Raw genomic sequence first — 23,746 nt, 5'->3', positions numbered from 1 at the left:
CGGGCTGGATTTCGCGGCCCCGCCTGATATCCTTTCATTCGAATGAATGAATATCGGGAGGACCCCATGTCGACTTTCCGTCCGTCGCGCCGCGACATCTTGGCCATGGCCGCCGCCATGCCCGCGCTGACCCTGCCGGCGCAGGGCCGCGCGCAGACGCTGGGGGCGCCGGCCTCTGCGAACCCGTCGCATTTCCGCTTCACGCTGGGCGAGGCGGCGTTGACCGTGGTTTCGGACGGGCGGCTCGAGATCCCGGCGGACGGGCTGGGCGTGAATGCCGATCCCGCAGAGGTGCAGGCCTTCCTGCGGCGTCACTTCCTGTCGACCGAGACCAATTATTCCCACACCAACCACCTGGTGATCGAGCTGGGCGCGGCAAAGGTGCTGGTCGACCTGGGCTCGGGCAATCGCTTCATGCCCACCGCCGGGGCGCTGATGGGCAATCTCGAGCGGGCGGACATCGACCCGGCCAGCATCACCCATGTGGTGATCACCCATGCCCATCCCGACCACATCTGGGGGGTGCGCGACGATTTCGACGAGGCAATCCTGCCTGACGCGCAGTATTTCCTTGGCCGGGCGGAGCGCGATTTCTGGATGCAGGAGGGGCTGGCCAGCACCGTGCCTGCCGATCTGCAGCAATTCGTGGTGGGCGCGGTGAACTCGATCCAGGTCGAGGGCGCCGAATGGCAACTGCTGGCGCATGAGCAGGAGGTGGCGCCGGGCATCCGCGTGATCGACACGCCGGGCCATACGCCGGGGCACATAGCGGTGGTGGTCGAAAGCGCCGGGCAGCAGCTGATCGCGCTGGGGGATTCGATGAACCACGCCTACATGAATTTCGCCCATCCCGACTGGGTGAACAGCTTCGACATGGACGGGGCGCAGACCGTGGCTACCCGCCGGCGCCTGCTGGACATGGCGGCAACCGACCGGATGGCGGTGCTGGGCTACCACTTCCCCTTCCCCGGGGTGGGCCATGTCATGGCCGAGGGCGACAGCTATCGCTTCGTGCCGGCGCTCTGGCAGTGGTGACAGGGGGGGCGGCCGCCTTTCGGGCCGGTGCCACAGGCGGTGCGGTCGCATGGGGGCGCTGCCCCCGGCTCTGCGAGCCTCCCCCGGAGTATTTCCGGAAAGATGAAAGAGGGCGCGCGCGTCGGGCCGGGCGCCGGGAGGGGTTTGGGGAGGTCTCCTCCCCAAGGCCTGCGTGGCCTGAACGCGAACCGACCTGCGCGCGGCACGCGCCCCGGTGGATCAGGGCGGGTCAGCCGTAGGTGGGGTGAAACCGGCCCGCGGGCGAGGGGGTGAAGATCTGCACCCCGTCCGCGGTCACGCCGACCGAATGCTCGAACTGGGCCGAGAGCGACTTGTCGCGGGTCACGGCGGTCCATTCATCGGCCAGCACCTTGGTCTCGGCGCGGCCGAGATTGACCATCGGCTCGATGGTGAAGAACATGCCCTCTTCCAGCACGGGGCCGGTGCCGGGGCGGCCGTAATGCAGCACGTTGGGCGGCGCGTGGAACACCCGGCCCAGGCCATGGCCGCAGAAGTCGCGCACCACCGACATGCGCTGCGCCTCGACGAACTCCTGGATCGCGGCGCCGATATCGCCGAAGGTGTTGCCCGGCCGGACCGCCTCGATCCCCTTCATCAGCGCGTCATGGGTGACCTGGATCAGCCGCTCGGCCTTGCGCGACAGCTTGCCGGCCACGTACATGCGCGAGGTGTCGCCGTACCAGCCATCCACGATCACCGTGACGTCGATGTTCAGGATGTCACCATCCTTGAGCTTCTTGTCACCCGGGATGCCGTGGCAGACCACGTGGTTCACGCTGATGCAGGAGGCGTGCTGGTAGCCCTTGTAGCCGATCGTGGCCGAGATCGCCCCGGCCTCTTCCACCCGGGTGCGGATGAAATCGTCGATCGCGCCGGTGGTCTGGCCCACGAAGACATGCGCGGCCACCTCGTCGAGGATCCGCGCCGCCAGTTCCCCGGCCGCCTGCATGCCGGCGAAATCCGCCGGCTGATAGATCCGAATGCCGTCGCGGGTCACCCGCCCGCCCTGATCTAGGTTCACGTCACCCTCCACTGATGGATCGGGGCTGTTTAACGCAGGTGCCGCGGATTGACCAGTGGGGCCGCCCGCACGGGCAGCGGGGGTGACGGGCGCGCATGGCTTTCTTTCCGCGCGCGGCCCCGATATGAGCGGGGTCGAGCATCGGGAGCGATCATGTCCTTCATCACCCTCGTCCGGCACGGGCAGGCCAACAGCAGCGCGCGCAGCGAAGGCGAATATGACCGTCTGAGCGATCTGGGCTGGCAGCAGGCGCGCTGGCTGGGCGCGCATTTCCGCGAGGCCGGCGACGTCTTTGCCCGCATCCATACCGGCACGCTGCGCCGCCATGTCGAGACCGCCGAGGGCATCGGCGCGCAGAGCCTGCATGGCACGGTGCAGGACCCCCGCCTGAACGAGATGGCCTATTTCGACATGGCGCAGGCGCTGGAGCGCGAGCACGGCATCGCCGTGCCGCAGGATCGCGAGGGGTTCGTGCAGCACCTGCCGACCCTGCTGCGCCACTGGCGCGACGGCCGCATCGAGGGGGCACCCGAGCGCTGGGAGAGCTTCGAGACCCGGGTGCGCGACGCGCTGCAGGAGATCGCCGGTGGCGAGGGGCGCGCGCTGGTCGTGACCTCGGGCGGGCTGATCGGCATGGCGATGCGGCTGGTGATGGGGCTGGACCTGCCGGCCATGGCGCATCTGTGCCTGGCGATCGAGAACAGCTCGGTCCACCGCATCCAGCCCCTGCCCACCGGCCTGGCCATGACCCAGTTCAACGCGCTGCCGCACCTGGACACGCCCGCGCGGCGCCATGCCCGCAGCCACCTGTAACGCCGCGCCCGCCGCCATCGGGCGGCGCCCAAGACACGAGGCCCCATGACCCATCTCTGGATCCGCGCCGAAAGCCGCCCGAACGAACAGCGCACCGCCATCCTGCCCGAGGGGGTCGCTCAGCTGATCGCGCAGGGCATGCGCGTGACGGTCGAGGAGAGCCCGCACCGCGTCATCCCCACGGCGGACTACGCGCAGGCCGGGGCAGAGATCGCGGCCGAGGGCAGCTGGCACGACGCCCCGCGCGACGCAATCATCCTGGGCCTGAAGGAACTGCCCGAGGCCGACACGCCCCTGCCCCATCGCCACATCATGTTCGGCCATGCCTACAAGGGGCAGGAATCCGGGCAGCGGCTGCTGCGGCGCTTCGCGGCCGGGGGCGGCACGCTCTACGACCTGGAATATCTCGAGGATGCGCAGGGCCGGCGCGTGGCCGCCTTCGGCTACTGGGCGGGCTATGCGGGGGCGGCCGTCTCGGTTCTGGCCTATGCGGCGCAGGCGACGGGCGGGATCTGCCCGCCGGTCACGACCTGGGCCAGTTCCGAGGCGCTGCTGGACGATCTGCGCGGCGCCCTTGGCACGGCCCGGCCGAGCGCGCTGGTGATCGGCGCGCTGGGACGGGTGGGGCGCGGGGCCAGCGCGCTCTGCGCGGCGCTGGAGCTGCCGGTGACCGGCTGGGACATGGCAGAGACCGCGCATGGCGGCCCCTTCCCGGAGGTGCTGGAGCACGACCTGTTCTTCAACTGCATCCTGGCGCGGCCCGGCTGCCCGGTCTTCGTGCCGGCCTCGGCGCCGCAGATGCCGCGGCGGCTGCGGGTGATCGGCGACATTGCCTGCGATCCGCAGAGCGATTTCTCGCCCGTCAAGGTCTATGACCGCGAGACCGACTGGCAGAGCCCCGTGACCCGCGTCTTTGCCGATCCGCCGCTGGACGTGATGGCGATCGACAACCTGCCCTCGCTGCTGCCGCTGGAAAGCGCGCAGGATTTCGCGGCGCAGCTTCTGCCCCACCTGAAGACGCTGGACGACCTTGACGCGGGCGTCTGGGGCCGCGCGCGGGTCTATTACGAGACACACAAACCGAAGGAGCAGCCATGACGATCCATTGGTGTGGCACCGGCCTGTCCTCTGTCCCCGGCCTGAGGCGGCTGATCGAGGACGGGCGCGACGTAACCGTCTGGAACCGGACGAAGGAGAAGGCCCATGTGGCGGTCGGCGACCTGACCGACCGGATCGAGGTCTTCGACAAGGGCGCGCTGGCAGCGCAGCTGTCGGCGGGGGACGTCGTCGTCTCGATGCTGCCGGCGGACTGGCACGTGCCACTGGCCGAGCTGGCCATGGAGACAGGCGCGCATTTCGTCAGCTCTTCCTACATCTCGCCCGAGATGCAGGGGCTGGACGCCCGCGCGCGCGAGACCGACACGCGGATCGTGGGAGAGGTCGGGCTGGACCCGGGCATCGACCACCTGATGGCGCATGCGCTGGTGGCCGATTACCGCGCCTCGACCGCCTATGACCCGGACAACGCGATCTCGTTCACCTCCTATTGCGGCGGCGTGCCGAAGATCCCCAACGCCTTCCGCTACAAGTTCTCCTGGGCGCCGGTGGGCGTGCTGAAGGCGCTGCGCTCGCCCTCGCGCTCGATCCGGCATTTCTCGGAGTTGGAGGTGGCGCATCCCTGGGACGCGTTGAGCCGCTATGACGCGCCGCTGCCGCAGCCCGAAAGCTTCGAGGTCTACCCGAACCGCGATTCGCTGCCCTTCATCGAGGCCTATGGCATGGACGGCTGGAAGATCCGCGATTTCGTGCGCGGCACGCTGCGGCTGAACGGCTGGTCCGAGGCGTGGAAGGAGATCTTTGCCGAGGTGGGCGAGGCCGACGAGGCGCGCCTGCAGGAGATCGCCGACCAGCTTCTGATGGAGAACGCCTATGCGCCGGGCGAGCCCGACCGCGTGGTGCTCTGCGTCTCGCTGCAGGCCGACGGGCCGTCGGGCACGATCTGGCACAAGACCTACGTGATGGATGCCTGGGGCGATGCGCGCGGCACGGCCATGGCGCGGCTGGTCTCGATCCCGGTCTCGCTGGCGGTGGAGGCGGTTCTGTCGCGCGAAATCCCGGCCGGCGTCAGCGCCGCACCGTCGGATCCGCGGCTGGTGACACGCTGGATGGACGAGGTGCAGGCCCTTGCCCAGCACCTGATGGTGGTCGATCACACGATCTGAGAGGGTGGGTGACGGCGCCGCGGCGCCGTCACCTGCGCCCGGTCACTCCTGCTGGTCCAGCCGCGGCGCGGGCCGGTCCAGCACCAGATCCGCATCCGAGAAACGGAAGGGCGCGCGCACGCCCGGCACGCCCTCGGGCGCGATCTGCAAGCCGCGGGCCACGATCTGCGGATCGGCAAAGACCGCCGCCATGTCGTTGATCGGCCCGGCGGGCACGCCCTCGGCCTCGCAGGCGGCCAGCAGGTCGGCGGCGCTGCGCCGCGACGTGGCCTCGGTCAGGCGGCGGGTCATCTCGTCGCGATGCGCGATGCGGTCGGAATTGGTCAGGAACTCGGGCGCCTCGGCCATCTCCTCCAGCCCCAGCAGGCGGCAGAGCCGCTGGTACTGAGCATCGTTGCCGGTGGCGATGATGATATGGCCGTCGGCGCAGTCGAAGACCTGGTAGGGCGTCAGGTTGGGGTGCCAGTTGCCGGTCCGCCCCGGCGGCGTGCCGGTGGAGAGGTAGTTCAGCGACTGGTTCGCCATGGCCGCCACGGCACAGTCCAGCAGCGCCATGTCGACATGCTGGCCCCGGCCGGTGCGGTCGCGCTGGTGCAGCGCGGCAAGGATCGCGTTGACGCTGTAGAGCCCGGTGAACAGGTCGGTGATCGCCACGCCGGCGCGCTGCGGCTGGCCGTCGGGCTCGCCGGTGATCGACATGAAGCCCGACATGCCCTGGATGATGTAGTCATAGCCCGCGCGATGCGCATAGGGGCCGTCCTGCCCGAACCCGGTGATCGAGCAGTAGATCAGCCGGGGATTGACCTGCGCGACGCTGGCATAATCCAGCCCGTATTTCGCCAGCCCGCCGACCTTGAAATTCTCGATCAGCACATCCGCCTCGGTCACCAGCGCGCGCATCCGCGCCTGCCCCTCGGGGCTGGCCAGGTCGACCACCTCGGAGCGCTTGCCGCGGTTGCAGGAGTGGAAATAGGCGGCCGAGCGGTCGCCCTCGCGGTCGATGAAGGGCGGGCCCCAGCGGCGGGTGTCATCGCCCGCCGGGCTTTCGATCTTGAGCACGTCGGCGCCCAGGTCGGCCAGCGTCTGGCCGGCCCAGGGGCCGGCCAGGATGCGCGCCAGTTCGATGACCTTCAGCCCCTCGAGGGGCCCGCGTGGCGCGGATGTCATTCGCCCAGGCGTTCGTCCAGGATCGCCGAGAAATCGGCATAGCTCATGTTCGAGTAGGTCTCGCCGTCGATCACGAAGGAGGGCGTCGACTGGATGCCGTGCTCGGTCGCGTTCTGCTGGTACCACGCGACGAGGGTCTGCAGCTTGTCGCCATCGGTCAGGCAGGCGTCGATCTGGTCGTTCTCCATGCCCGCCAGCCGGCCGATCTTGCGCAACTCGTCGGCGATCGCCGCATCCGAGCCGGCCCGCGACCAGGTGCTCTGGCCCTTGTAGATCAGGTCGACAATGCCGAAGAAACGGTCTTCGCCGGCGCAGCGCGCGATCAGCGAGGCCCACATGCCGTACTTGTCGAAATAGACCTCGCGGTAGGTGAAGCTGACCTTGCCGGTGTCGACATAGTCTTCCTTGAGATCCTTGAAGACCTCGGTGTGGAAGGTGGCGCAATGCGGGCAGGTGAAGGAGGCATACTCGATCACCTCGACCGGCGCCTCGGCATCGCCCAGCGTCATCTCGGTGATGCCCGAGGTGTCCACATCCGCCGCCTGCTGTGCCTGCGCCGCACCGGGCAAGGGGGCCTGGCTGACATTTGCCGCACCGCTGCCTTGGGTGACGTACCATGCGCCGCCACCGATCAGAGCCAGCGCGAGCGCGCCCGCGGGAAGCATCCTGTTCATCTTGTAAGCCTCTTTCCTGCCTGGATCACTGGGCCGGTCCGTTCCGGCCCTGTTTCGATATGACGTTTGCCGCCAGCCGTTCAAGCGCCGCCCTCAGCGTGGGATCGCCGACCCCGTCGGCCACGTCGCGGGCGCGGGCCTGCACCTCGGGCGAGGGTTCGGCCGGCTGCTCCGGCGTCTTGCGGTGGACGAAATCCACCTGCCCCTCGGCAAAGCCGCTGGCCGCGGTCTGGGTGACGCGGATCCGCGCTATGGCGTTGTAGCCGTAGACCGCGTTGATCCGGTCGCGCAACTGCTCGCGCTGCATGTCCAGCACCGGGGCATTGGCGCCGGTGGTCAGCACGGTCAGCGTGGCGCCGAAGCCGCCCCGGGCATAGCTGACCTCGACCGGGCGGGCAATCGCGGCGATCTCGGCGCCGGCGACCTCCTCCCAGTGGGTCAGCACGCGCGACTGGGCGAAGCCGCGGCTCTCGGACGCGTTGCGAATCCGCTTCTCGAGCAGCTTGGATGTACGCGCGAAGCCGTAGGTCGTCGTGCTGCGTTTCGGCATGGCTTGAATCCTCTCGTCACAGGCTATTGTAGTGGCAGCGCCCGGGGGCGTGCCAGCCCCCAAAACCGGGAAGGACCCTCACCCTTGCGTGAAACCGCCTGCCACATTCCCGATGCCGGGGACCTGCTGGACTGGTATGACCGCCACGCGCGCGACCTGCCCTGGCGCGTCGGCCCGGCCGCGCGGGCACGTGGCGTGGCGCCCGATCCCTACCGGGTCTGGCTGTCCGAGATCATGCTGCAGCAGACCACCGTGGCGGCGGTGCGCGACTATTTCCACGCCTTCACCACGCGCTGGCCCACGGTCGAGGCGCTGGCCGCGGCCGAGGATGGCGATGTCATGGCCGCCTGGGCCGGGCTGGGCTATTACGCGCGCGCCCGCAACCTGCTGAAATGCGCCCGCGTGGTGAGCGAGGACCATGGCGGGCGCTTCCCGCGGGATCACGCGACGCTGCTGCGCCTGCCCGGCATCGGGCCCTACACGGCCGCCGCCATCGCCGCCATCGCCTTCGACGATCCGCAGACCGTGGTGGACGGCAATGTCGAGCGGGTGATGGCGCGGGTCTTCGACGAGCACACCCCTCTGCCCGCCGCCAAACCGATCCTGACCGAGCATGCCGCGCGGCTGACGCCCGAGGCGCGCCCCGGCGATTACGCGCAGGCGGTGATGGATCTGGGCGCCACGATCTGCACGCCGCGCCGCCCGGCCTGCGGGCTCTGCCCCTGGCGCACCGCCTGCGCCGCCTGGGCCGCCGGCACCATGGCCGAACTGCCGAAGAAGGCGCCCAAGGCGCGCAAGCCGGTGCGGCTGGGCATCGCCTATCTCGCGCGGCGGGTGGATGGCGCCTGGCTGCTGGAGCGGCGCCCCGACAAGGGGCTCCTGGGCGGGATGCTGGGCTGGCCCGGCTCGGACTGGGGCGCGGCGCCGGAAGAGGCGCCGCCGATCCGCGCCGAGTGGAAGACCCTGTCCGAGGAGGCGCGCCACACCTTCACCCATTTCCACCTGCGCCTGACGGTGAAGACCGCGCTGGTGCCCATGGACCGCCAGCCCGGCCGCGGAGAATTCATCGAACCGCCCGATTTTCGCCCCGCCGATCTGCCAACGGTGATGCGCAAGGCGTTTGACCTTGCGCAAGGCGGCTGAGACCGGGATGCGGCAGGCTGGCAGGCGGAGGAGACCATGACAGGAACACCGCAGACAGACATGATCCCCGCGCGCCAGGTCGCCAGCTTTACCGCCGCCCTGCCCTTCGGGCTGTCCTTCCTGCTGATCCCGCTGGTCTGGACCGGGGCGATCATGGGCGGCTGGTGGATCCTGCTGACGCCGCTCTGCACCTGGTACCTGTTCTCGGCCATCGACCTGGCCGTGGGGCTGAACACCGCGAATGCCGATCCCGAGACGCCCGAGGCGCAGCTTTTCTGGTACAAGGCGCTGACGCAGGTCTGGGTGCCGCTGCAGGCGCTCACCCTGTTCGGGCTGGTCTGGTATGTTGGTCGGGCCACGCACCTGTCGGGACTGGAGAAATTCGGCGTCTTCTTCGGCACCGGCGTGATGACCGGCACGGTGGGCATCGTCTACGCGCATGAGCTGCTGCACCAGCGCAACCGGCGCGAGCGGCTGCTGGGCGACCTGCTGCTGGCCATGGTGCTCTACGGGCATTTCCGCTCGGAACACCTGCTGGTGCATCATCGCTATGTCGGCACGCCGCGCGACCCGGTGACGGCGCGCTACAACGAGGGGTTCCACCGCTTCTACCCGCGGGTGCTGCGCGAAAGCCTGATCTCGGCCTTCCGCGCCGAACGCGCCATGCTGGCGCGCAGGGGCCGGCCCTGGTGGCACCGGCAGAACCCGTTCTGGACCTATGCCGGGCTGCAGGGCGCGATGCTGGCGCTGGCGCTGGGGCTGGGCGGCTGGACCGGGCTGACGCTGTTCCTCGTGCAGGCCGGCACCGCCATCTGGCAGCTGGAAGTGGTCAATTACGTGGAACACTACGGGCTGACCCGCCGGCACCTCGGAGAGGGCCGGTACGAACATGTCCAGCCGCACCACAGCTGGAACGCGGCGCACAAGGCGACGAACTGGCTGATGATCAACCTGCAGCGCCATTCCGACCACCACTACAAGCCCGACCGCCGCTTCCCGCTGCTGCAGACCTATTCCGAGGACGAGGCGCCGCAGCTGCCCTATGGCTACGCGGTGATGGCGATCGCGGCCATGGTCCCGCCGCTCTGGCGCCGGATCATGAACCCCCGGGTCCGGGCGTGGCGGCGCCGCTACTATCCCGACATCACCGACTGGACACCCTACAACAGGGCCGCGACCCCGCTGCCACGCTGAGCGACAAATTCCGTGAACGGAATTTGCAAATTTCATACATGAAATTTGCCGCCGCGCCCATGGCGTCGCACTGCCCCCGTGCCGGGGTGACATTCCGCCGGCGGATCGCTAGAAGGCGCGCAAATCATATTCCCTGAACGAGGACATCCCATGACCATCCAGGTATTCGGCCACAAGTCCCCCGACACCGACTCCACCGGCAGCCCGATCATCTGGGCCTGGTATCTCAGCGAGATCAAGGGCGAGGCCGCCAAGCCAGTCCTGCTGGGCGAACCCAATACCGAGGCCGCCTTCATGCTCAGCCACTGGGGCCTGGACAAGCCCGAGATCATCTCGGGCGTCGAGGCCGATGCGCCGGTCGTGATCGTGGACACCAACAACCCTGCCGAGCTGCCGGAGAACATCAACGCCGCCGACATCCGCGCCATCATCGACCACCACAAGCTGGTCGGCGGGCTGGAGACCAAGGGCCCGATTGACATCCGGATCGAGCCGCTCGCCTGCACCGCCACCATCATGTACAAGATGATCGGCGACGACCTCGCGCAGGCCCCGAAGGCGGTGAAGGGCGCGATGCTGACCTGCATCCTGTCCGACACGCTGGAATTCCGCTCGCCCACCACCACGCAGGAAGACAAGGCCATTGCCTATGCGCTGGCCGAGGACCTGGGCGTCGACATCTCAGCCTATGCAGCCGACATGTTCGCCGCCAAGTCCGACGTCTCGGCCTTCTCGGATGCCGAGCTGCTGCGCATGGACAGCAAGGAATATGCCGTCGAGGGCACCAAGTTCCGTGTCTCGGTGCTGGAGACCACGGCGCCGCGCATGGTGCTGGACCGCAAGGACAGCCTGATGGCATCGATGACGCAGGTCGCGCAGGAGGACGGGGTCGACCAGGTGCTGCTTTTCGTGGTCGACATCCTCAACGAGGAAGCCACGCTGCTTGTGCCCAACGACCTGGTCAAGACCGTGGCCGAAAAGAGCTTTGGCGCCACGGTGGGCGGTGACACGGTGGTCCTGCCCGGCGTGATGAGCCGCAAGAAGCAGATCATCCCGAATCTCAAGCTCTGAGCCGCGCGACATCTCGCGGACCGGGCGCAGGGGGAAACCCTTGCGCCTTTTTTCATGCGTTTGCGCTGTCGGGACAAGGGGCGGCATGCTAGGGCCATGGCAAGGCGAAGCGCTCGCAGCCCGGTCACGGAGGCCCGCATGAATGGATTGACGGAAGACGGCCAGGCATTGGTCGAGGACGTGGCCGCCCGGCACGGGTTCAGCCCCGAGGCGGTCACCCAGATGCTGCGGGCCGTCGCGCAGGGCGGCGGCACGCAGGCGCAGTTCTCGCATCCCGAATTCGGTGGCATGGGCCAGTGGTCCTCGGGCGGGATGACCATGATCGGGGACATGTTCAACAATACGCTCAAGGCGCGGGTCGATGCGCTCTGCGCCGAGCTGTCGGGTGCGCTGGCGACACGTACCCTCTTCCAACCGGAAGCGGGCGGGGCGAGCCTCTTCGTGCCGGGCAGCAGTGCCGCGTGGTGGCCCGAGGAGCTGGGCCAGCCCGCCGCCTCGGGCAGCCAGAACGACCTGCATTACGCCTATTTCCCGGCGACGCGGCGGCTGGCCGTCCGGATCGGCGGAGACCTGACGGTCTATGACACCGGCGCGCACCAGATCGGCGGCGTGTCGCAGCAGCAGGGCGGCGACCAGTCGGTCACCTTCACCAGCCAGATGGGCCTCGTGCGGCTGGCGGACCTGCCAGTGGTACAAGATGGCGCGGCGGCCCCGGATGAGATCGCTCCGGACGTGACCCCGGCTCAGGACGAGGCGCCCGCCGCGCACCGGCTCGATCCTGTCCCGGCGCCGGAGCCTTTTCAACCCGCGCCCGCGCAGGCCACGCCCGGCCCTGTCCCGACATCGGCGCCCGTGCAGGCCGCGCCTGCGGCGGGGGGCGAGGAGAGCGACGCGATCTTTGCCAAGCTCGAGAAACTGGCCGCGCTGCGCGACAAGGGGATCCTCTCGGAGGAGGAATTCACCGCCAAGAAGCAGGAGCTGCTGGCCCGGTTGTAAACCGGGCCGCACGTACGCCTACTCGGCGGCAAGCCCGTCGGTGAATTGCAGCCGGGCGAGACGCGCATAGAGCCCGTCCTCGGCCACCAGCTCGCCATGGGTGCCGGTGGCGACGATCCGGCCCTCTTCCATGACCACGATCCGGTCGGCCTTCTTCACCGTGGCCAGACGGTGCGCCACGATGATGGTGGTGCGGCCCTGAGACAGCCGGTCGACCGCCTGCTGCACGGCGCGCTCGCTGGCGGCGTCCAGCGCGCTGGTCGCCTCGTCCAGAAGCAGAACCGGGGCGTCGCGCAGGATGGCGCGCGCGATGGCCACGCGCTGCTTCTGCCCGCCCGACAGCATGACGCCGCGCTCGCCCAGCCAGGTGTCGTAGCCCTGCGGCAGGGCGGCGAGGAAGTCATGCGCCGCTGCGGCGCGGGCCGCGGCCTCGACCTCTTCGGCGGTGGCGTCGGGGCGGCCGAAGCGGATGTTCTCGCGCGCCGAGGCGGCAAAGATCACCGGGTCCTGCGGCACCAGCGCAAGGTGCTGGCGGAAGGCCGGGCGCTCCATCTCGGCCAGCGGCACCCCGTCGAGGCAGACCTGCCCCGAGGCCGGGTCGTAGAAGCGCTGGATCAGCTGGATGATCGTGGTCTTGCCGGCCCCCGAAGGCCCGACCAGCGCCACCGTCTCGCCCGGCGCGATGGTCAGCGAGACATGGTCCAGCGCCGCGATGTCGGGCCGCGCCGGGTAGGCGAAGGAGACGTCGTCAAACGTGATCTCGCCGCGCACGGGCTGCGGCAGATGACGCGGGGTGGCGGGGTCCTCGACGCTGTCCTCGGCCTGCAGCAGGTCCACCAGCCGCTCGGTCGCGCCGGCGGCGCGCTGCAACTCGCCGAAGATCTCGGACAGCGCGCCCACGGCGCCGGCCACCATCACCGCGTAGATCACGAACTGGATCAGCGAGCCCGCGCTCATGCCGCCGGCACGCACGTCCCAGGCCCCGACCCAGAGCACGCCCACGATGCCGGTGAAGACGAGGAAGATCACGATGGCCGTCATGCCGGCGCGGGTCCAGATCCGGCGGCGCGCGGCGTCAAAGCTCTTCTCGGTCACGTCCGAGAAGGCGGCGCGCGACAGCGCCTCGTGGGTATAGGCCTGCACGGTCTGCACGCTGGTCAGCGCCTCGGAGGCATTGCCCGAGGATTCCGCGATCCAGTCCTGGTTCTCGCGGCTGAGCCGGCGCAGGCGGCGGCCCAGCACGAGGATCGGCACCACCACCGCCGGCACGATCAGCAGCACCAGCCCGGTCAGCTTGGGCGAGGTGAACAGCATCAGGATCAGCCCGCCGATGAACAGCAGGATGTTGCGCAGCGCGACCGACACCGACGAGCCGATCACCGACTGGATCAGCGTCGTGTCGGTGGTGATCCGGCTGAGCACCTCGCCGGTCATGATCTTCTCGTAAAAGGAGGGGCTGAGGCCGATCACCTTGTCGAACACGCCCTTGCGGATATCGGCGACCACGCGCTCGCCCAGCCGCGAGACCAGCGCGTAGCGCAGCGCGGTGCCCAGGGCCAGCAGCGCGGCCAGCCCCAGCGCGGCGCCGAAATACTGGTCCAGCAGGGCGCCGTCCTCGACCCGGAAATTGTCGACCACGCGGCGCACGGCCAGCGGCAGGGCCAGTGACACGCAGGCGGTCGCCACCAGCGCGACCAACGCAGCCGTCATCAGCGCGCCATAGGGGCGCATGAACGGCCACAACGCCGCGAGCGATCCCAGCTTGCGCGATTTCGCGCGCTCGTCCCTGGTGCCGGACGTGTCTTGGGTGCGGGCCATCTCGCCTCCTCCTGTTGCGCCGCCGGTTTGTGCCACGCCTGTCCCGGGGGTCAAGCGCCCAGTTGACGCGGGCCGCGGCGGTGCAGGGGCGAGGAGATGGAGCGGGCGACGGGAATCGAACCCGTATCTCTTGCTTGGAAGGCAAGGGTCTTACCATTACACAACGCCCGCTCGGGCTGACGGAAGGGATATGTCATCGTCCCCGGAGCGTCAAGTATCGTGTCGGCCGCGGGGCCCCGGGGGTAACGCTGTGTCCTGTGACATGGGGGGGCGCCGCCGGCGCCCGCCCTGCCCTGCCGGTTTCTGCCCAACGGGGCGCGATGCCGGTGATTTGCATGGCAGGCGGGGCAGTCATGCACTACGATTCGGGCCATGCGAGCAGGTTTTATTGACAGGATGACGGGCATGCGGCGGTGGGGTCTGGTGGTGATTGGCGCTGCGCTTCTGTCCAGCGCCCCCGGTGCCGGGGCGATGAACAAGCTGGATTTCCGGCTGCAGAACGCCTCGGGGCCAGCGCTGCTGGAGCGGCTGCGGGACGCGTCGCTTCTGGCGCAGCTGCCCGAGGATGGCAGCGAGCCCGCGCAGGACGTGTTTGCCGCCGCGCTGTCCGACTACACCCGGCTGGTCGAGGCGCTTTACGCGCAGGGCTACTACTCGGCCTCGGTGCGCATCCTGATCGACGGGCGCGAGGCCGCGCTGATCGAGCCGCTGTCCGTGCCCGACCGGATCGGTCGCGTCGACGTGGTGATCGACCCCGGCCGGCCCTTCCGCTTCGGCCAGGTCTCGGTCGCGCCGCTGGCCCCCGGGGATGCGCCGGTGTCCGAGTTCAACCGCGGCGCCCCGGCGCTGGCCACCGTGGTGCGGGATGCCGCGCAGGGCGCCGTGACGGGATGGCGCGAGGCCGGCCATGCCAAGGCGGCGATCTCGGGCCAGTCGATCACGGCGCGGCATGGCGATGCACGGCTGGACGTGGCGGTGGACGTCTCCCCGGGGCCGCGGGTCAGCTTCGGCGACGTGGTGGTGACCGGCGAGACCGACGTGAAACCGGGCCGCGTGCGCCAGATCGCGGGCATCCCGCGCGGCGCGGTCTTTGCCCCGGGCGAGGTCGAGGATGCGGCCGAACGGCTGCGCCGCACCGGCACCTTCCGCTCGGTCGACCTGACCGAGGGCGAGGCGGTGGGCGCCGATGGCAGCATGGACATCCGCATCGACGTGGTCGACCGCAAGCCGCGCCGTTTCGGCGCCGGGATCGAGCTGAGCTCGCTCGAGGGGCTGACCCTGTCGGGCTTCTGGCTGCATCGGAACTTCTTCGGCGGGGCCGAGCGGTTCCGCTTCGATGCCGAGATCAGCCAGCTGGGCGGCACCGAAAGCGGGCCGGATTACAGCCTGAACACGCGGCTGGAGAAGCCCGCCGTCTACGGCGCCGAGACGCTGGCCTATGCCGAGGCCGGGCTGAGCTATAGCGACGAGCCGGATTTCATCGAGGAGAAGGCGAACCTGGGCATCGGCGTCAGCCGTACCTTCTCGGACCGGCTGCAGGGCGAGCTGGGTATCGCGCTCAGCTATTCGCGCGTCACCGACCGCTACCTGCCCAAGCTGCCCAATGGCGAATATCCCACGCGCGAGCTGACGGTCTTCTCGATCCCCTTTGCGCTGACCTATGACGCGCGCGACAACCAGGTGAACCCGACCGAGGGCTATTACCTGCGCACCGAGCTGGAGCCCTTCACCGAGTTCGACAGCGGCGAGAATGGCGCGCGGCTCTATTTCGATGCCCGCACTTACCGGGCCTTCGGCGAGGATGACGGGCTGGTCCTTGCCGGGCGGGCGCAGCTGGGCGCGCTGTTCGGGCCCTCGGCGCAGGACGCCCCGCCCGACTACCTGTTCTATTCCGGCGGCGGCGGCACGGTGCGCGGCCAGCCCTTCGAGTCGCTCGACGTGGATTACGGCGGCACGCGGCTTGGCGGGCGCAGCTTTGCCGGCCTGTCGGGCGAGGCACGGGTCAAGCTGAGCGACACCTTCGGCGTCGTGGCCTTTGCCGATGCCGGCTATGTCGGCCCCGAAAGCCTTGTGGACGGCAGCGGCGACTGGCACGCGGGTGCCGGTCTGGGCCTGCGCTACAACACCGTGGTCGGCCCGATCCGCCTCGACGTGGCCGGGCCGGTGGCCGGCGAGACGGGCGACGGCGTTCAGTTCTATCTTGGTATCGGTCAGGCGTTTTGATGCGACATCTTCTGGTTTCCCTCCTGCTTCTCCTTCTGCCCGGCTCGCTGAGCGCGCAGGCGCAGGACAGCGACCGCGGCTTCATCCAGGGCCTGCTGGAGGATGCGCTGTCGGGCCCCGGCCGCACCGTGCGGCTCGAGGGGTTTGCCGGCGCGCTCAGCTCGCGCGCCACGATCGACCGGATCGTCGTCACCGATCCCGAGGGCGAATGGCTGGTGCTGGACGAGGTGGCGCTGGTCTGGACGCGCAGCGCGCTGCTGCAGGGGCGGATCGAGATCGACGAGATCTCGGTCGGCACGCTGTCTCTGCCACGGTTGCCCGTCGCGGGGCCCGAGCCGCTGCCCTCGCCCGAGGCGCGCAGCCCCTTCTCGCTGCCCGAGCTGCCGGTCTCGATCCGGCTGGCCGACCTGACGATCGAGCGCGCCGAACTGGGCGCGCCGCTGTTTGGCGAGGCGGCGGTGGTCACTCTGAGCGGCGCGGCCGAGCTGGCCGATGGCGAAGGCAATGCGCAGCTGAGCATCGACCGGCTGGACGAGGGCGGCGCGCTGACGCTGGACGGCGCGTATTCCAACGCCTCGCGCGTGCTGGGGTTGGACCTGTCGCTGACCGAACCCGCCGACGGCATCGTCGCCAACGCGCTGACCCTGCCCGGCCGCCCCTCGCTGGCGCTTTCCGTCGAAGGCGAGGCGCCGATCGACGATTTCGAGGCCCGCGTGCGGCTGGACACGGACGGGCAGGAACGGCTGGCCGGCTCGGTCACGCTGCGGGCCGATGGCGATGACCAGTCGCAAAGCTTTGCCGTGGATATCGGCGGCGATCTCGCCCCGGTCTTCACCCCCGCCTATCGTGAATTCCTGGGCCGCGACGTGCGGCTGGTCGCCGAGGGCGCGCGCGGCGCGGACGGGGCGATCACGCTCGACCCGCTGGAGCTGTCGGCCGAGGCGCTGGACCTGCAGGGCGCGGCCGAGCTCGCGCCCGATGGCTGGCCGGTGCGGCTGGACCTCGACGGGCAGATCGTGCCGCCCGAAAGCCAACGCGTCCTGCTGCCCCTGCCCGGCACGCCGACCCGGGTGGGCCGCGTGGACCTGTCGGGGCGCTTCGACGGAACGCAGAGCAATGGCTGGCAGATCGAGGCGCGGGTCGAACGGCTGCAGCGCGACGACATCACGATCGAGCAGGTGGTCTTTTCCGGCACCGGCACGCTGTCGCGTGACAGCCGGGCCGTCGAGGGCGCCTTGACGCTGGATGCCGGCGGCGTGGTGCCCGACGATGATGCGCTGGCCGCCGCGCTTGGAGAGACGCTGCGCGGCGAGGTCTCTTTCGACTGGGAGCAGGGCACACCCTTCGTGCTGGAGGAGATGGACCTCGCCGGCGCGGATTACGGCCTGACGGGCCGGGTCGAGATCGCCGGGCTGGATGGCCGGATCGAGCTGGACGTGCGCCCCGATCTGAGCGTCACCGCCGAGGACCTGGGCCGTTTCGCCCCGCTGGCCGGGGTGGAACTGGGCGGCGCCGCGCGGCTGGACGTCACCGGACAGGTACAGCCCGTCTCGGGCGGCTTCGACCTTGTGCTCGACGGCACGACGCGCGGGCTGTCCACCGGCATTCCGCAGGCCGACCCGCTTCTGGCAGGCGTCGGCGCGTTGCGGGTTGAGGCGCGGCGCAGCGAGGCCGGGCTGACCGCCGAACTGATCCGCATCGCCACCGAAGCCGCCCGGATCGAGGGCACCGCGCGGCTGAACACCGGCGCCAGCCGGATCGCGCTGGATGCCGAGATCGCCGAGACCGGGCTGGTCCTGCCCGGCGTCACGGGGCGCAGCACGCTGGCGCTGGACGCCACGCAGGACGATACGGTCTGGACCGTGGTGGCCGATGGGCAGGTGCCCGATGCCGCGCGGCTGCGCTTTGACGGCACGCTCACCGGCGACGGGCGCGAGGCGCTGGCCGTCGAGGGCGAGCTGGACGCCGAGATCTCGCGCGCTCAGGTCTTCTCGGACCTTGCCGGGCGGCCCCTGTCCGGTGCTGCCACGCTGCGTGTCACCGGCACGGGCGACGCGCTGGCGCAAAGCTTCGATATTGACGCGACCGGCACGACCAATGCGCTGAGTCTCTCGGTGCCGCAGGTGGACCCGATCCTGCGCGGGCAGGCGCGGATCGACCTGTCGGCCAGCCGCGATGCCGGCGGGCTGCTGACAGTGGACCGGCTGCGCATCGACGGCCCGGCCACGGTGGATTTCGATGGCGCGCTGACGGTGCGCGGCACCACGCCCGAAACGGTCTCGGGCCGGCTCTTTGCCGATGCGCCGCAGCTGTCGCTGTTCTCGAACCTCGCCGACCGTCGCCTGTCGGGCGCGGCGCAGGTCACCGTCGAGGGCGAGGGTGACCTTGCGGCGCTGAGCTTCGACGCCACGGCCGAGGGACAGGTCACGAACCTGGGCCTCTCTGTGCCGCAGCTCGACCCGCTGCTGCAGGGCACGACCCGCTTCGACCTTGCCGCACGCCGCGACGATGCGGGCCTGCTGGTGGTGGACCGGCTGTCGACAGACGGGACGCTGGTGCTGGATTTCGACGGCACGCTCGAGTCCCGGGGCACCGACTCGCTGGTCGTGGACGGCCGCGCCACCGGGCGGATCGCGCGGCTGTCGGCACTGTCCGGCCTGACGGGAATCCGGCTGGGCGGAGGGCTCGATTTCGACGTGCAGGCCGAGGGCGATGCGCTGGCCGGGCCGCTGACGCTGGCGGCCGAGGCGACGGCCTCGGGCCTGTCGCTTAACAACCCGACGCTGGATCCCTTCCTGCGCGGGCCGCTGCGGCTGAACGCACGCGCCACGCGGCGCAGCGATGGCGTGATCGAGATTGCCAGCGCGACGCTGGCCAGCCCCGAACTGGACGGGCGCGTCGATGGCCGCATTGGCGGCACCAGCAGCGCGCTGGACTTTCGCCTGTCGGTGGCCGATCTGCGCCGGATCTCCTCGGACCTGCCGGGCGGCGCAACCGTCACCGGCACCGCCACGCAATCGGGCGGGCCGTGGCGGATCGACCTCTCGGGCAGCGGGCCGGGGGGCATTTCGCTGGACGTGGCGGGCACCGCGGGCAGCCGGCTGAACCTCTCGGTCACCGGCACGGCGCCCTTGTCGCTGGCCAATCGCCGGCTGGCGCCGCGCACTCTGAGCGGGCCGTTGCGCGTGGATCTGTCGGTCAACGGTCCCCCGGCACTGAGCTCGGTCTCGGGCGTGCTGCGCACCGAGGGCGCACGGCTGACCGACCCGTCCAACAATCTCAGCATTGCGGGTCTGTCGGGTGAGGCGCGTCTGTCTGGCGGGCAGGTTCGGCTTGGTCTTGGGGGGCGTTTGTCGACGGGCGGACGTGTGGAGGTTTCCGGTCCGATCGGGCTGGCGCCGCCGTTCACGTCCGAGCTGGTGGTGCGTCTGGTCGAGGCGGATCTGCGGCGGCAGAGCCTGTTCGAGACCACGGCCAATGGCCGGGTGACGATCACCGGCGGGCTGGCCGGGGGCGCGCGGATCGGCGGGGCGATCGATCTCGACACGGTGGAGCTGCGCATCCCGCAGATCGGCCCCTCCTATTCGGTGCTGGACGGGCTGGAGCACCGCAACCCGCCGGCGGATGTTCAGCGCACGCTGATGTTCGCGGGGCTGACCGAGAGCGGTGAGGCCGAGGCCGGAAGCGGCCCCGCCTATCCGCTGAACCTGCTGGTCAACGCGCCCAGCCGGATCTTCGTGCGCGGCCGGGGCCTGGATGCCGAGCTGGGCGGCAGCCTGCGGCTGACGGGAACGACCAATGACATCCTGCCGGTCGGGCAGTTCGACCTGATCCGCGGCCGGCTGGACCTTCTGGGCCGCCGGCTGACGCTGGACGAGGGCTCGGTCAGCCTGCGGGGCAGCTTCGACCCGGTGATCGATTTCCTCGCCAGTTCCGAGGTCGAGGATGTCGCCATCGAGATCCGCATCGCCGGGCCGGCCTCGGCACCCGAGCTGATCGTGTCCTCGACCCCCTCGCTGCCACAGGACGAGGTGCTGGCGCTGTTTCTGTTCGGCCGGGACCTGTCGAGCCTCTCCGCCCTGCAGGCGGTGCAGCTGGCCGCGGCGGTGCGGACCCTGTCGGGTGAAGGAGGTCTTGGCCTGACCGAACAGCTGCGCGGCGGGCTGGGCGTCGATGATCTCGATATCGGGACGGATGCCGACGGCACGGCGCAGGCGCGCGTGGGCAAGTACATCTCGGACAACATCTACACGGATGTGACGGTAAATGCCGAGGGCGAGAGCGAGATCAACCTGAACCTGAACATCAATTCCGACGTGACGGTCCGGGGCCGGCTGGGCTCGGACGGCGACAGCGGGATCGGGATCTTCTTCGAACGGGATTACTGAGCCGGGCAGCCGGGTTGGCCGCCCCCTCTGCACGTGAGAGGTGGCCTTGGGGCCATCGTCCTTTGGGCGTGGGTGATAGCCACACAGGCCCGCCATGGCACAGCACCCTTCCCTGCAATCGCGTGCGCAACCGGGTTGTGCGTGCCCGAGGTTCTTGGAAGGTCAATGTGGCGGTGTCCCGCCCGGGCGCTCGCCCGGTTTTGACGCCGGCGGTTCCCCGGTGGTCCGAGCGTTGCGCACGGTTTCGGTTCACCGACTTGTCCCGGGTTTCCCGGGAAGGATCGCGCGTTTCGCGGTGGTGTTTTCTGTTTGGAACGTCAAACGTCAAAAGGCCCCGCCAGTTTTTCTGGCGGGGCCTTTTGTTTTGTTTGTTTTTTATCGTATTGAGAGTGTTTTCTTGGTTCTTACTAGGTTTGGCGGTGACCTACTCTCCCACGTCTTGAGACGCAGTACCATTGGCGCGACGGCACTTAACGGCCGGGTTCGGAATGGAGCCGGGTGTTTTGCTCGTGCTATGACCACCAAACCGAGGAAGAACCAAGTTGCCCCGGAAGGGGCGACTGGTGGGGTGTAGCGTTTCGCCGAAGGCGACAACGCGGGCCCCACACCCGTCCATTCCAGGTGCAATTCAATCAACACTCTTTCGAGCCGTTGTCCGAGCGACACTGTTACGGTGTGTATGCTTATTGTCCTGAGTAACCTTGCTGTTACTGGATCAAATCAAGCCTGTCGGACCATTAGTACCGGTCAACTGAACACATTGCTGTGCTTACATCTCCGGCCTATCGACGTGGTGGTCTTCCACGGTCCTCAGGGATACCTTGTTTTGAGGGGGGCTTCCCGCTTAGATGCCTTCAGCGGTTATCCTGTCCGATCATAGCTACCCTGCACTGCTGCTGGCGCAACAACAGGTCCACCAGTGGATCGTTCACCCCGGTCCTCTCGTACTAGGGGCAACTCCTCTCAAGTATCCTACACCCACGGCAGATAGGGACCGAACTGTCTCACGACGTTCTAAACCCAGCTCACGTACCTCTTTAAACGGCGAACAGCCGTACCCTTGGGACCTGCTCCAGCCCCAGGATGAGATGAGCCGACATCGAGGTGCCAAACACTGCCGTCGATATGGACTCTTGGGCAGTATCAGCCTGTTATCCCCGGCGTACCTTTTATCCGTTGAGCGATGGCCCTTCCACTCGGGACCACCGGATCACTATGGCCGTCTTTCGACTCTGCTCGACTTGTCAGTCTCGCAGTCAGGCTGGCTTCTGCCATTGCACTCAACGAGCGATTTCCGACCGCTCTGAGCCAACCTTCGCGCGCCTCCGTTACGATTTAGGAGGCGACCGCCCCAGTCAAACTACCCACCACGCAGGGTCCCGGACCCGGATAACGGGCCGCGGTTAGACATCAAGCAGAACAAGGGTGGTATCTCAAGGGTGGCTCCACCGCGACTGGCGTCACGGTTTCAAAGCCTACCACCTATCCTGCACATGTTGTGCCTGATGCCAGTGCGAAGCTGTAGTGAAGGTGCACGGGGTCTTTCCGTCTAACCGCGGGAAGCCTGCATCTTGACAGGCAATTCAATTTCGCTGAGTCGATGTTGGAGACAGCGGGGAAGTCGTTACGCCATTCGTGCAGGTCGGAACTTACCCGACAAGGAATTTCGCTACCTTAGGACCGTTATAGTTACGGCCGCCGTTTACCTGGGCTTCAATTCGGAGCTTGCACTCCTCCTTTTAACCTTCAGGCACCGGGCAGGCGTCAGACCCTATACGTCGTCTTGCGACTTCGCAGAGCCCTGTGTTTTTAGTAAACAGTCGCCACCCCCTGGTTTGTGCCCCCGGTGATCGAACACCGGGCCTCCTTCTCGCGAACTTACGGAGGTATTTTGCCGAGTTCCTTCAACATCGTTCTCTCAAGCGCCTTGGTATTCTCTACCAGTCCACCTGTGTCGGTTTCGGGTACGGTCTGATGGAGGGCTGTTTCCAGGGACTGTCTTGAAGACGCGCCAATCCGATAAGGCACGCCCGTCGCCACAATCCGTCACCATCTCCTGGCCCAGGAATATTAACCTGGTTCCCATCGACTACGCCTTTCGGCCTCGCCTTAGGGGCCGGCTTACCCTGCTCAGATTAGCTTTAAGCAGGAACCCTTGGACTTTCGGCGAGAGTGTCTCTCACACTCTTTGTCGCTACTCATGTCATCATTCTCGCTCGTGATCTCTCCACCGGATGGCTCACGCCCCGGCTTCATCGAAAGCACTTTATCTTGTGCTACCGCCTATCGGCTACTTGAGCACGTTTTAACGTGCCCGGTACCCGAAGTGCGGCAGTAAAGATAAGTGCTATATCACACGACGCTCCGCTACCATGCATACGCATCCTAAGCTTCGGCTCGTGGCTTGAGCCCCGTTACATCTTCGCCGCAGGACAACTTGATTAGACCAGTGAGCTGTTACGCTATCTTTAAAGGATGGCTGCTTCTAAGCCAACCTCCTGGTTGTTTTGGTCGTCCCACCTGCTTTCCCACTTAGCCACGAATTGGGGGCCTTAGCTGTAGGTCAGGGTTGTTTCCCTCTCCACTACGGACGTTAGCATCCGCAGTGTGTCTGCCATCTACTACTCCCGGGTATTCGGAGTTTGGTTAGGATCAGTAAGCCTGTGGGGCCCCATTACCCATCCAGTGCTCTACCCCCCGGGGTATTCGGATGACGCTCTACCTAAATAGATTTCGCGGAGAACCAGCTATCTCCGAGTTTGATTGGCCTTTCACCCCTAGGCACACCTCATCCCGACCTTTTTCAACAGGTGTGGGTTCGGACCTCCAGTTGGTGTTACCCAACCTTCATCCTGGACATGCCTAGATCACTCGGTTTCGGGTCTGATCCAACATACTCGACGCCCTATTAAGACTCGCTTTCGCTGCGCCTACACCTATCGGCTTAAGCTTGCATGTTAGACCAAGTCGATGACCCATTATACAAAAGGTACGCCGTCACAAGACTGGACACTTATGATAACCCTGACGCGTCGCGTCTAGTCGACCCTGCGCCCCAGGCGCAGCATCACGGTCTCGATCCCGGGGTTTCTTCCGAAGATCCCGGCATGCGAGCGGTGATCGTAGCCGATCCCCACCCCGTGGCCGAACAGCTCCACCCCCAGCTCGATGCCGGAGCGGAACACCATCGGTCCGCCCAGGTCGAACCCGTCGCCGGGCCAGTAGAGCCCGGGCATCAGGTGAAGTTCCGCGTAGAACGGTCCCAGCCGCACCGGCCATGTCAGGCCGTAGCCGAGCCAGGTCGCGCCATGTTCATCGGAAGACAGCCCCGCGGCCTCGGCAAAGGGGCCGAACTGGCGGCCCGTCTGCACCCGCAGGTAGCTCTCGTCCGAGGGCGCGGCGCGCCGCTC

At 68.1% G+C, this 23,746-nt stretch carries 15 protein-coding genes, 1 tRNA gene, 2 rRNA genes and 1 pseudogene; 10 read left to right on the top strand and 9 right to left on the bottom strand.

Features of this window, described 5'->3' with window-relative positions; translation table 11 throughout:
• Positions 1 to 66: 66 nt before the first annotated feature.
• Positions 67 to 1,035, top strand: a complete 969-nt coding sequence (locus tag AVJ23_RS08040) for an MBL fold metallo-hydrolase (protein ID WP_058861664.1) — start codon at positions 67 to 69, stop codon at positions 1,033 to 1,035.
• 229 nt (positions 1,036 to 1,264) lie between these two features.
• Here AVJ23_RS08040 and map read toward each other — a convergent pair whose 3' ends face one another.
• Positions 1,265 to 2,077, bottom strand: a complete 813-nt coding sequence (gene map, locus AVJ23_RS08035) for a type I methionyl aminopeptidase (protein ID WP_058861663.1) — start codon at positions 2,075 to 2,077, stop codon at positions 1,265 to 1,267.
• Positions 2,078 to 2,230: 153 nt separating this feature from the next.
• On the opposite strand from map, the gene AVJ23_RS08030 reads away from it, so the two are divergent.
• Genes AVJ23_RS08030 through AVJ23_RS08020 form a run of 3 tightly spaced genes read left to right on the top strand, consistent with a single transcriptional unit; the run spans position 2,231 to position 5,112 of the window.
• A complete protein-coding gene (locus AVJ23_RS08030) occupies positions 2,231 to 2,890 on the top strand; it encodes a histidine phosphatase family protein (protein ID WP_058861662.1) in 660 nt (219 codons plus the stop codon).
• A 45-nt stretch (positions 2,891 to 2,935) separates the two neighbouring features.
• A complete protein-coding gene (locus tag AVJ23_RS08025) occupies positions 2,936 to 3,988 on the top strand; it encodes a saccharopine dehydrogenase (RefSeq protein WP_058861661.1) in 1,053 nt (350 codons plus the stop codon).
• Positions 3,985 to 5,112, top strand: coding sequence for a saccharopine dehydrogenase family protein (locus AVJ23_RS08020; RefSeq protein ID WP_058861660.1), 1,128 nt, complete (start codon positions 3,985 to 3,987; stop codon positions 5,110 to 5,112). The genes AVJ23_RS08025 and AVJ23_RS08020 overlap by 4 nt, the downstream gene beginning before the upstream one ends.
• 42 nt (positions 5,113 to 5,154) lie before the next feature.
• Here AVJ23_RS08020 and AVJ23_RS08015 read toward each other — a convergent pair whose 3' ends face one another.
• The 3 genes from AVJ23_RS08015 to AVJ23_RS08005 are packed head-to-tail and all read right to left on the bottom strand — an operon-like array spanning position 5,155 to position 7,503.
• Entirely contained in the window at positions 5,155 to 6,279 is a 1,125-nt protein-coding gene (locus AVJ23_RS08015) for a CaiB/BaiF CoA transferase family protein (protein ID WP_058861659.1), read from the bottom strand.
• Positions 6,276 to 6,953 (bottom strand): DsbA family protein, encoded by a 678-nt coding sequence (locus tag AVJ23_RS08010; RefSeq protein ID WP_058861658.1) that lies wholly within the window; start codon positions 6,951 to 6,953, stop codon positions 6,276 to 6,278. Before AVJ23_RS08010 ends, AVJ23_RS08015 begins: the two co-directional genes overlap by 4 nt.
• A 25-nt stretch (positions 6,954 to 6,978) precedes the next feature.
• Entirely contained in the window at positions 6,979 to 7,503 is a 525-nt protein-coding gene (locus AVJ23_RS08005) for a DUF721 domain-containing protein (RefSeq protein WP_058861657.1), read from the bottom strand.
• 84 nt (positions 7,504 to 7,587) lie between these two features.
• Here AVJ23_RS08005 and mutY point away from each other — a divergent pair, with 84 nt between their 5' ends.
• From mutY to AVJ23_RS07985, 4 genes are all read left to right on the top strand, one after another.
• The gene (gene mutY, locus AVJ23_RS08000) at positions 7,588 to 8,646 is read left to right on the top strand and encodes an A/G-specific adenine glycosylase (protein WP_058861656.1); all 1,059 of its coding nucleotides are present in this window, start codon (positions 7,588 to 7,590) and stop codon (positions 8,644 to 8,646) included.
• Positions 8,647 to 8,706: 60 nt separating this feature from the next.
• On the top strand, positions 8,707 to 9,840 hold the full coding sequence (locus AVJ23_RS07995; RefSeq protein ID WP_058861655.1) for an alkane 1-monooxygenase: 1,134 nt from the start codon (positions 8,707 to 8,709) through the stop codon (positions 9,838 to 9,840).
• 150 nt (positions 9,841 to 9,990) lie between these two features.
• Entirely contained in the window at positions 9,991 to 10,911 is a 921-nt protein-coding gene (locus tag AVJ23_RS07990) for a manganese-dependent inorganic pyrophosphatase (RefSeq protein WP_058861654.1), read from the top strand.
• A gap of 138 nt (positions 10,912 to 11,049) precedes the next feature.
• A complete protein-coding gene (locus AVJ23_RS07985) occupies positions 11,050 to 11,907 on the top strand; it encodes an SHOCT domain-containing protein (protein ID WP_058861653.1) in 858 nt (285 codons plus the stop codon).
• A gap of 18 nt (positions 11,908 to 11,925) precedes the next feature.
• Here AVJ23_RS07985 and AVJ23_RS07980 read toward each other — a convergent pair whose 3' ends face one another.
• Both AVJ23_RS07980 and AVJ23_RS07975 read right to left on the bottom strand, forming a co-directional pair.
• On the bottom strand, positions 11,926 to 13,725 hold the full coding sequence (locus tag AVJ23_RS07980; RefSeq protein WP_058861652.1) for an ABC transporter transmembrane domain-containing protein: 1,800 nt from the start codon (positions 13,723 to 13,725) through the stop codon (positions 11,926 to 11,928).
• Between the two features lie 97 nt (positions 13,726 to 13,822).
• Positions 13,823 to 13,896 (bottom strand) — tRNA-Gly (locus tag AVJ23_RS07975).
• Between the two features lie 234 nt (positions 13,897 to 14,130).
• Between AVJ23_RS07975 and AVJ23_RS07970 the strand changes: the two genes are divergently transcribed.
• Positions 14,131 to 15,948, top strand: coding sequence for an autotransporter assembly complex protein TamA (locus tag AVJ23_RS07970; RefSeq protein ID WP_058861651.1), 1,818 nt, complete (start codon positions 14,131 to 14,133; stop codon positions 15,946 to 15,948).
• The gene (locus AVJ23_RS07965; RefSeq protein ID WP_058861650.1) at positions 15,948 to 20,336 is read left to right on the top strand and encodes a translocation/assembly module TamB domain-containing protein; all 4,389 of its coding nucleotides are present in this window, start codon (positions 15,948 to 15,950) and stop codon (positions 20,334 to 20,336) included. The genes AVJ23_RS07970 and AVJ23_RS07965 overlap by 1 nt, the downstream gene beginning before the upstream one ends.
• Positions 20,337 to 20,747: 411 nt before the next feature.
• Here AVJ23_RS07965 and rrf read toward each other — a convergent pair.
• From rrf to AVJ23_RS23570, 3 genes and pseudogenes are all read right to left on the bottom strand, one after another.
• Positions 20,748 to 20,862, bottom strand: a 5S ribosomal RNA gene (rrf, locus tag AVJ23_RS07960).
• A 190-nt stretch (positions 20,863 to 21,052) separates the two neighbouring features.
• A 23S ribosomal RNA gene (locus tag AVJ23_RS22215) occupies positions 21,053 to 23,417 on the bottom strand.
• Between the two features lie 32 nt (positions 23,418 to 23,449).
• Positions 23,450 to 23,572, bottom strand: a pseudogene (locus tag AVJ23_RS23570) (acyloxyacyl hydrolase); the annotation flags it as partial.
• Positions 23,573 to 23,746 lie beyond the last annotated feature (174 nt).

It is taken from the genome of Pseudoponticoccus marisrubri (genome assembly GCF_001482405.1).
Lineage (GTDB): Bacteria > Pseudomonadota > Alphaproteobacteria > Rhodobacterales > Rhodobacteraceae > Pseudoponticoccus > Pseudoponticoccus marisrubri.
This window is presented reverse-complemented; position numbering and strand designations above follow the sequence as displayed.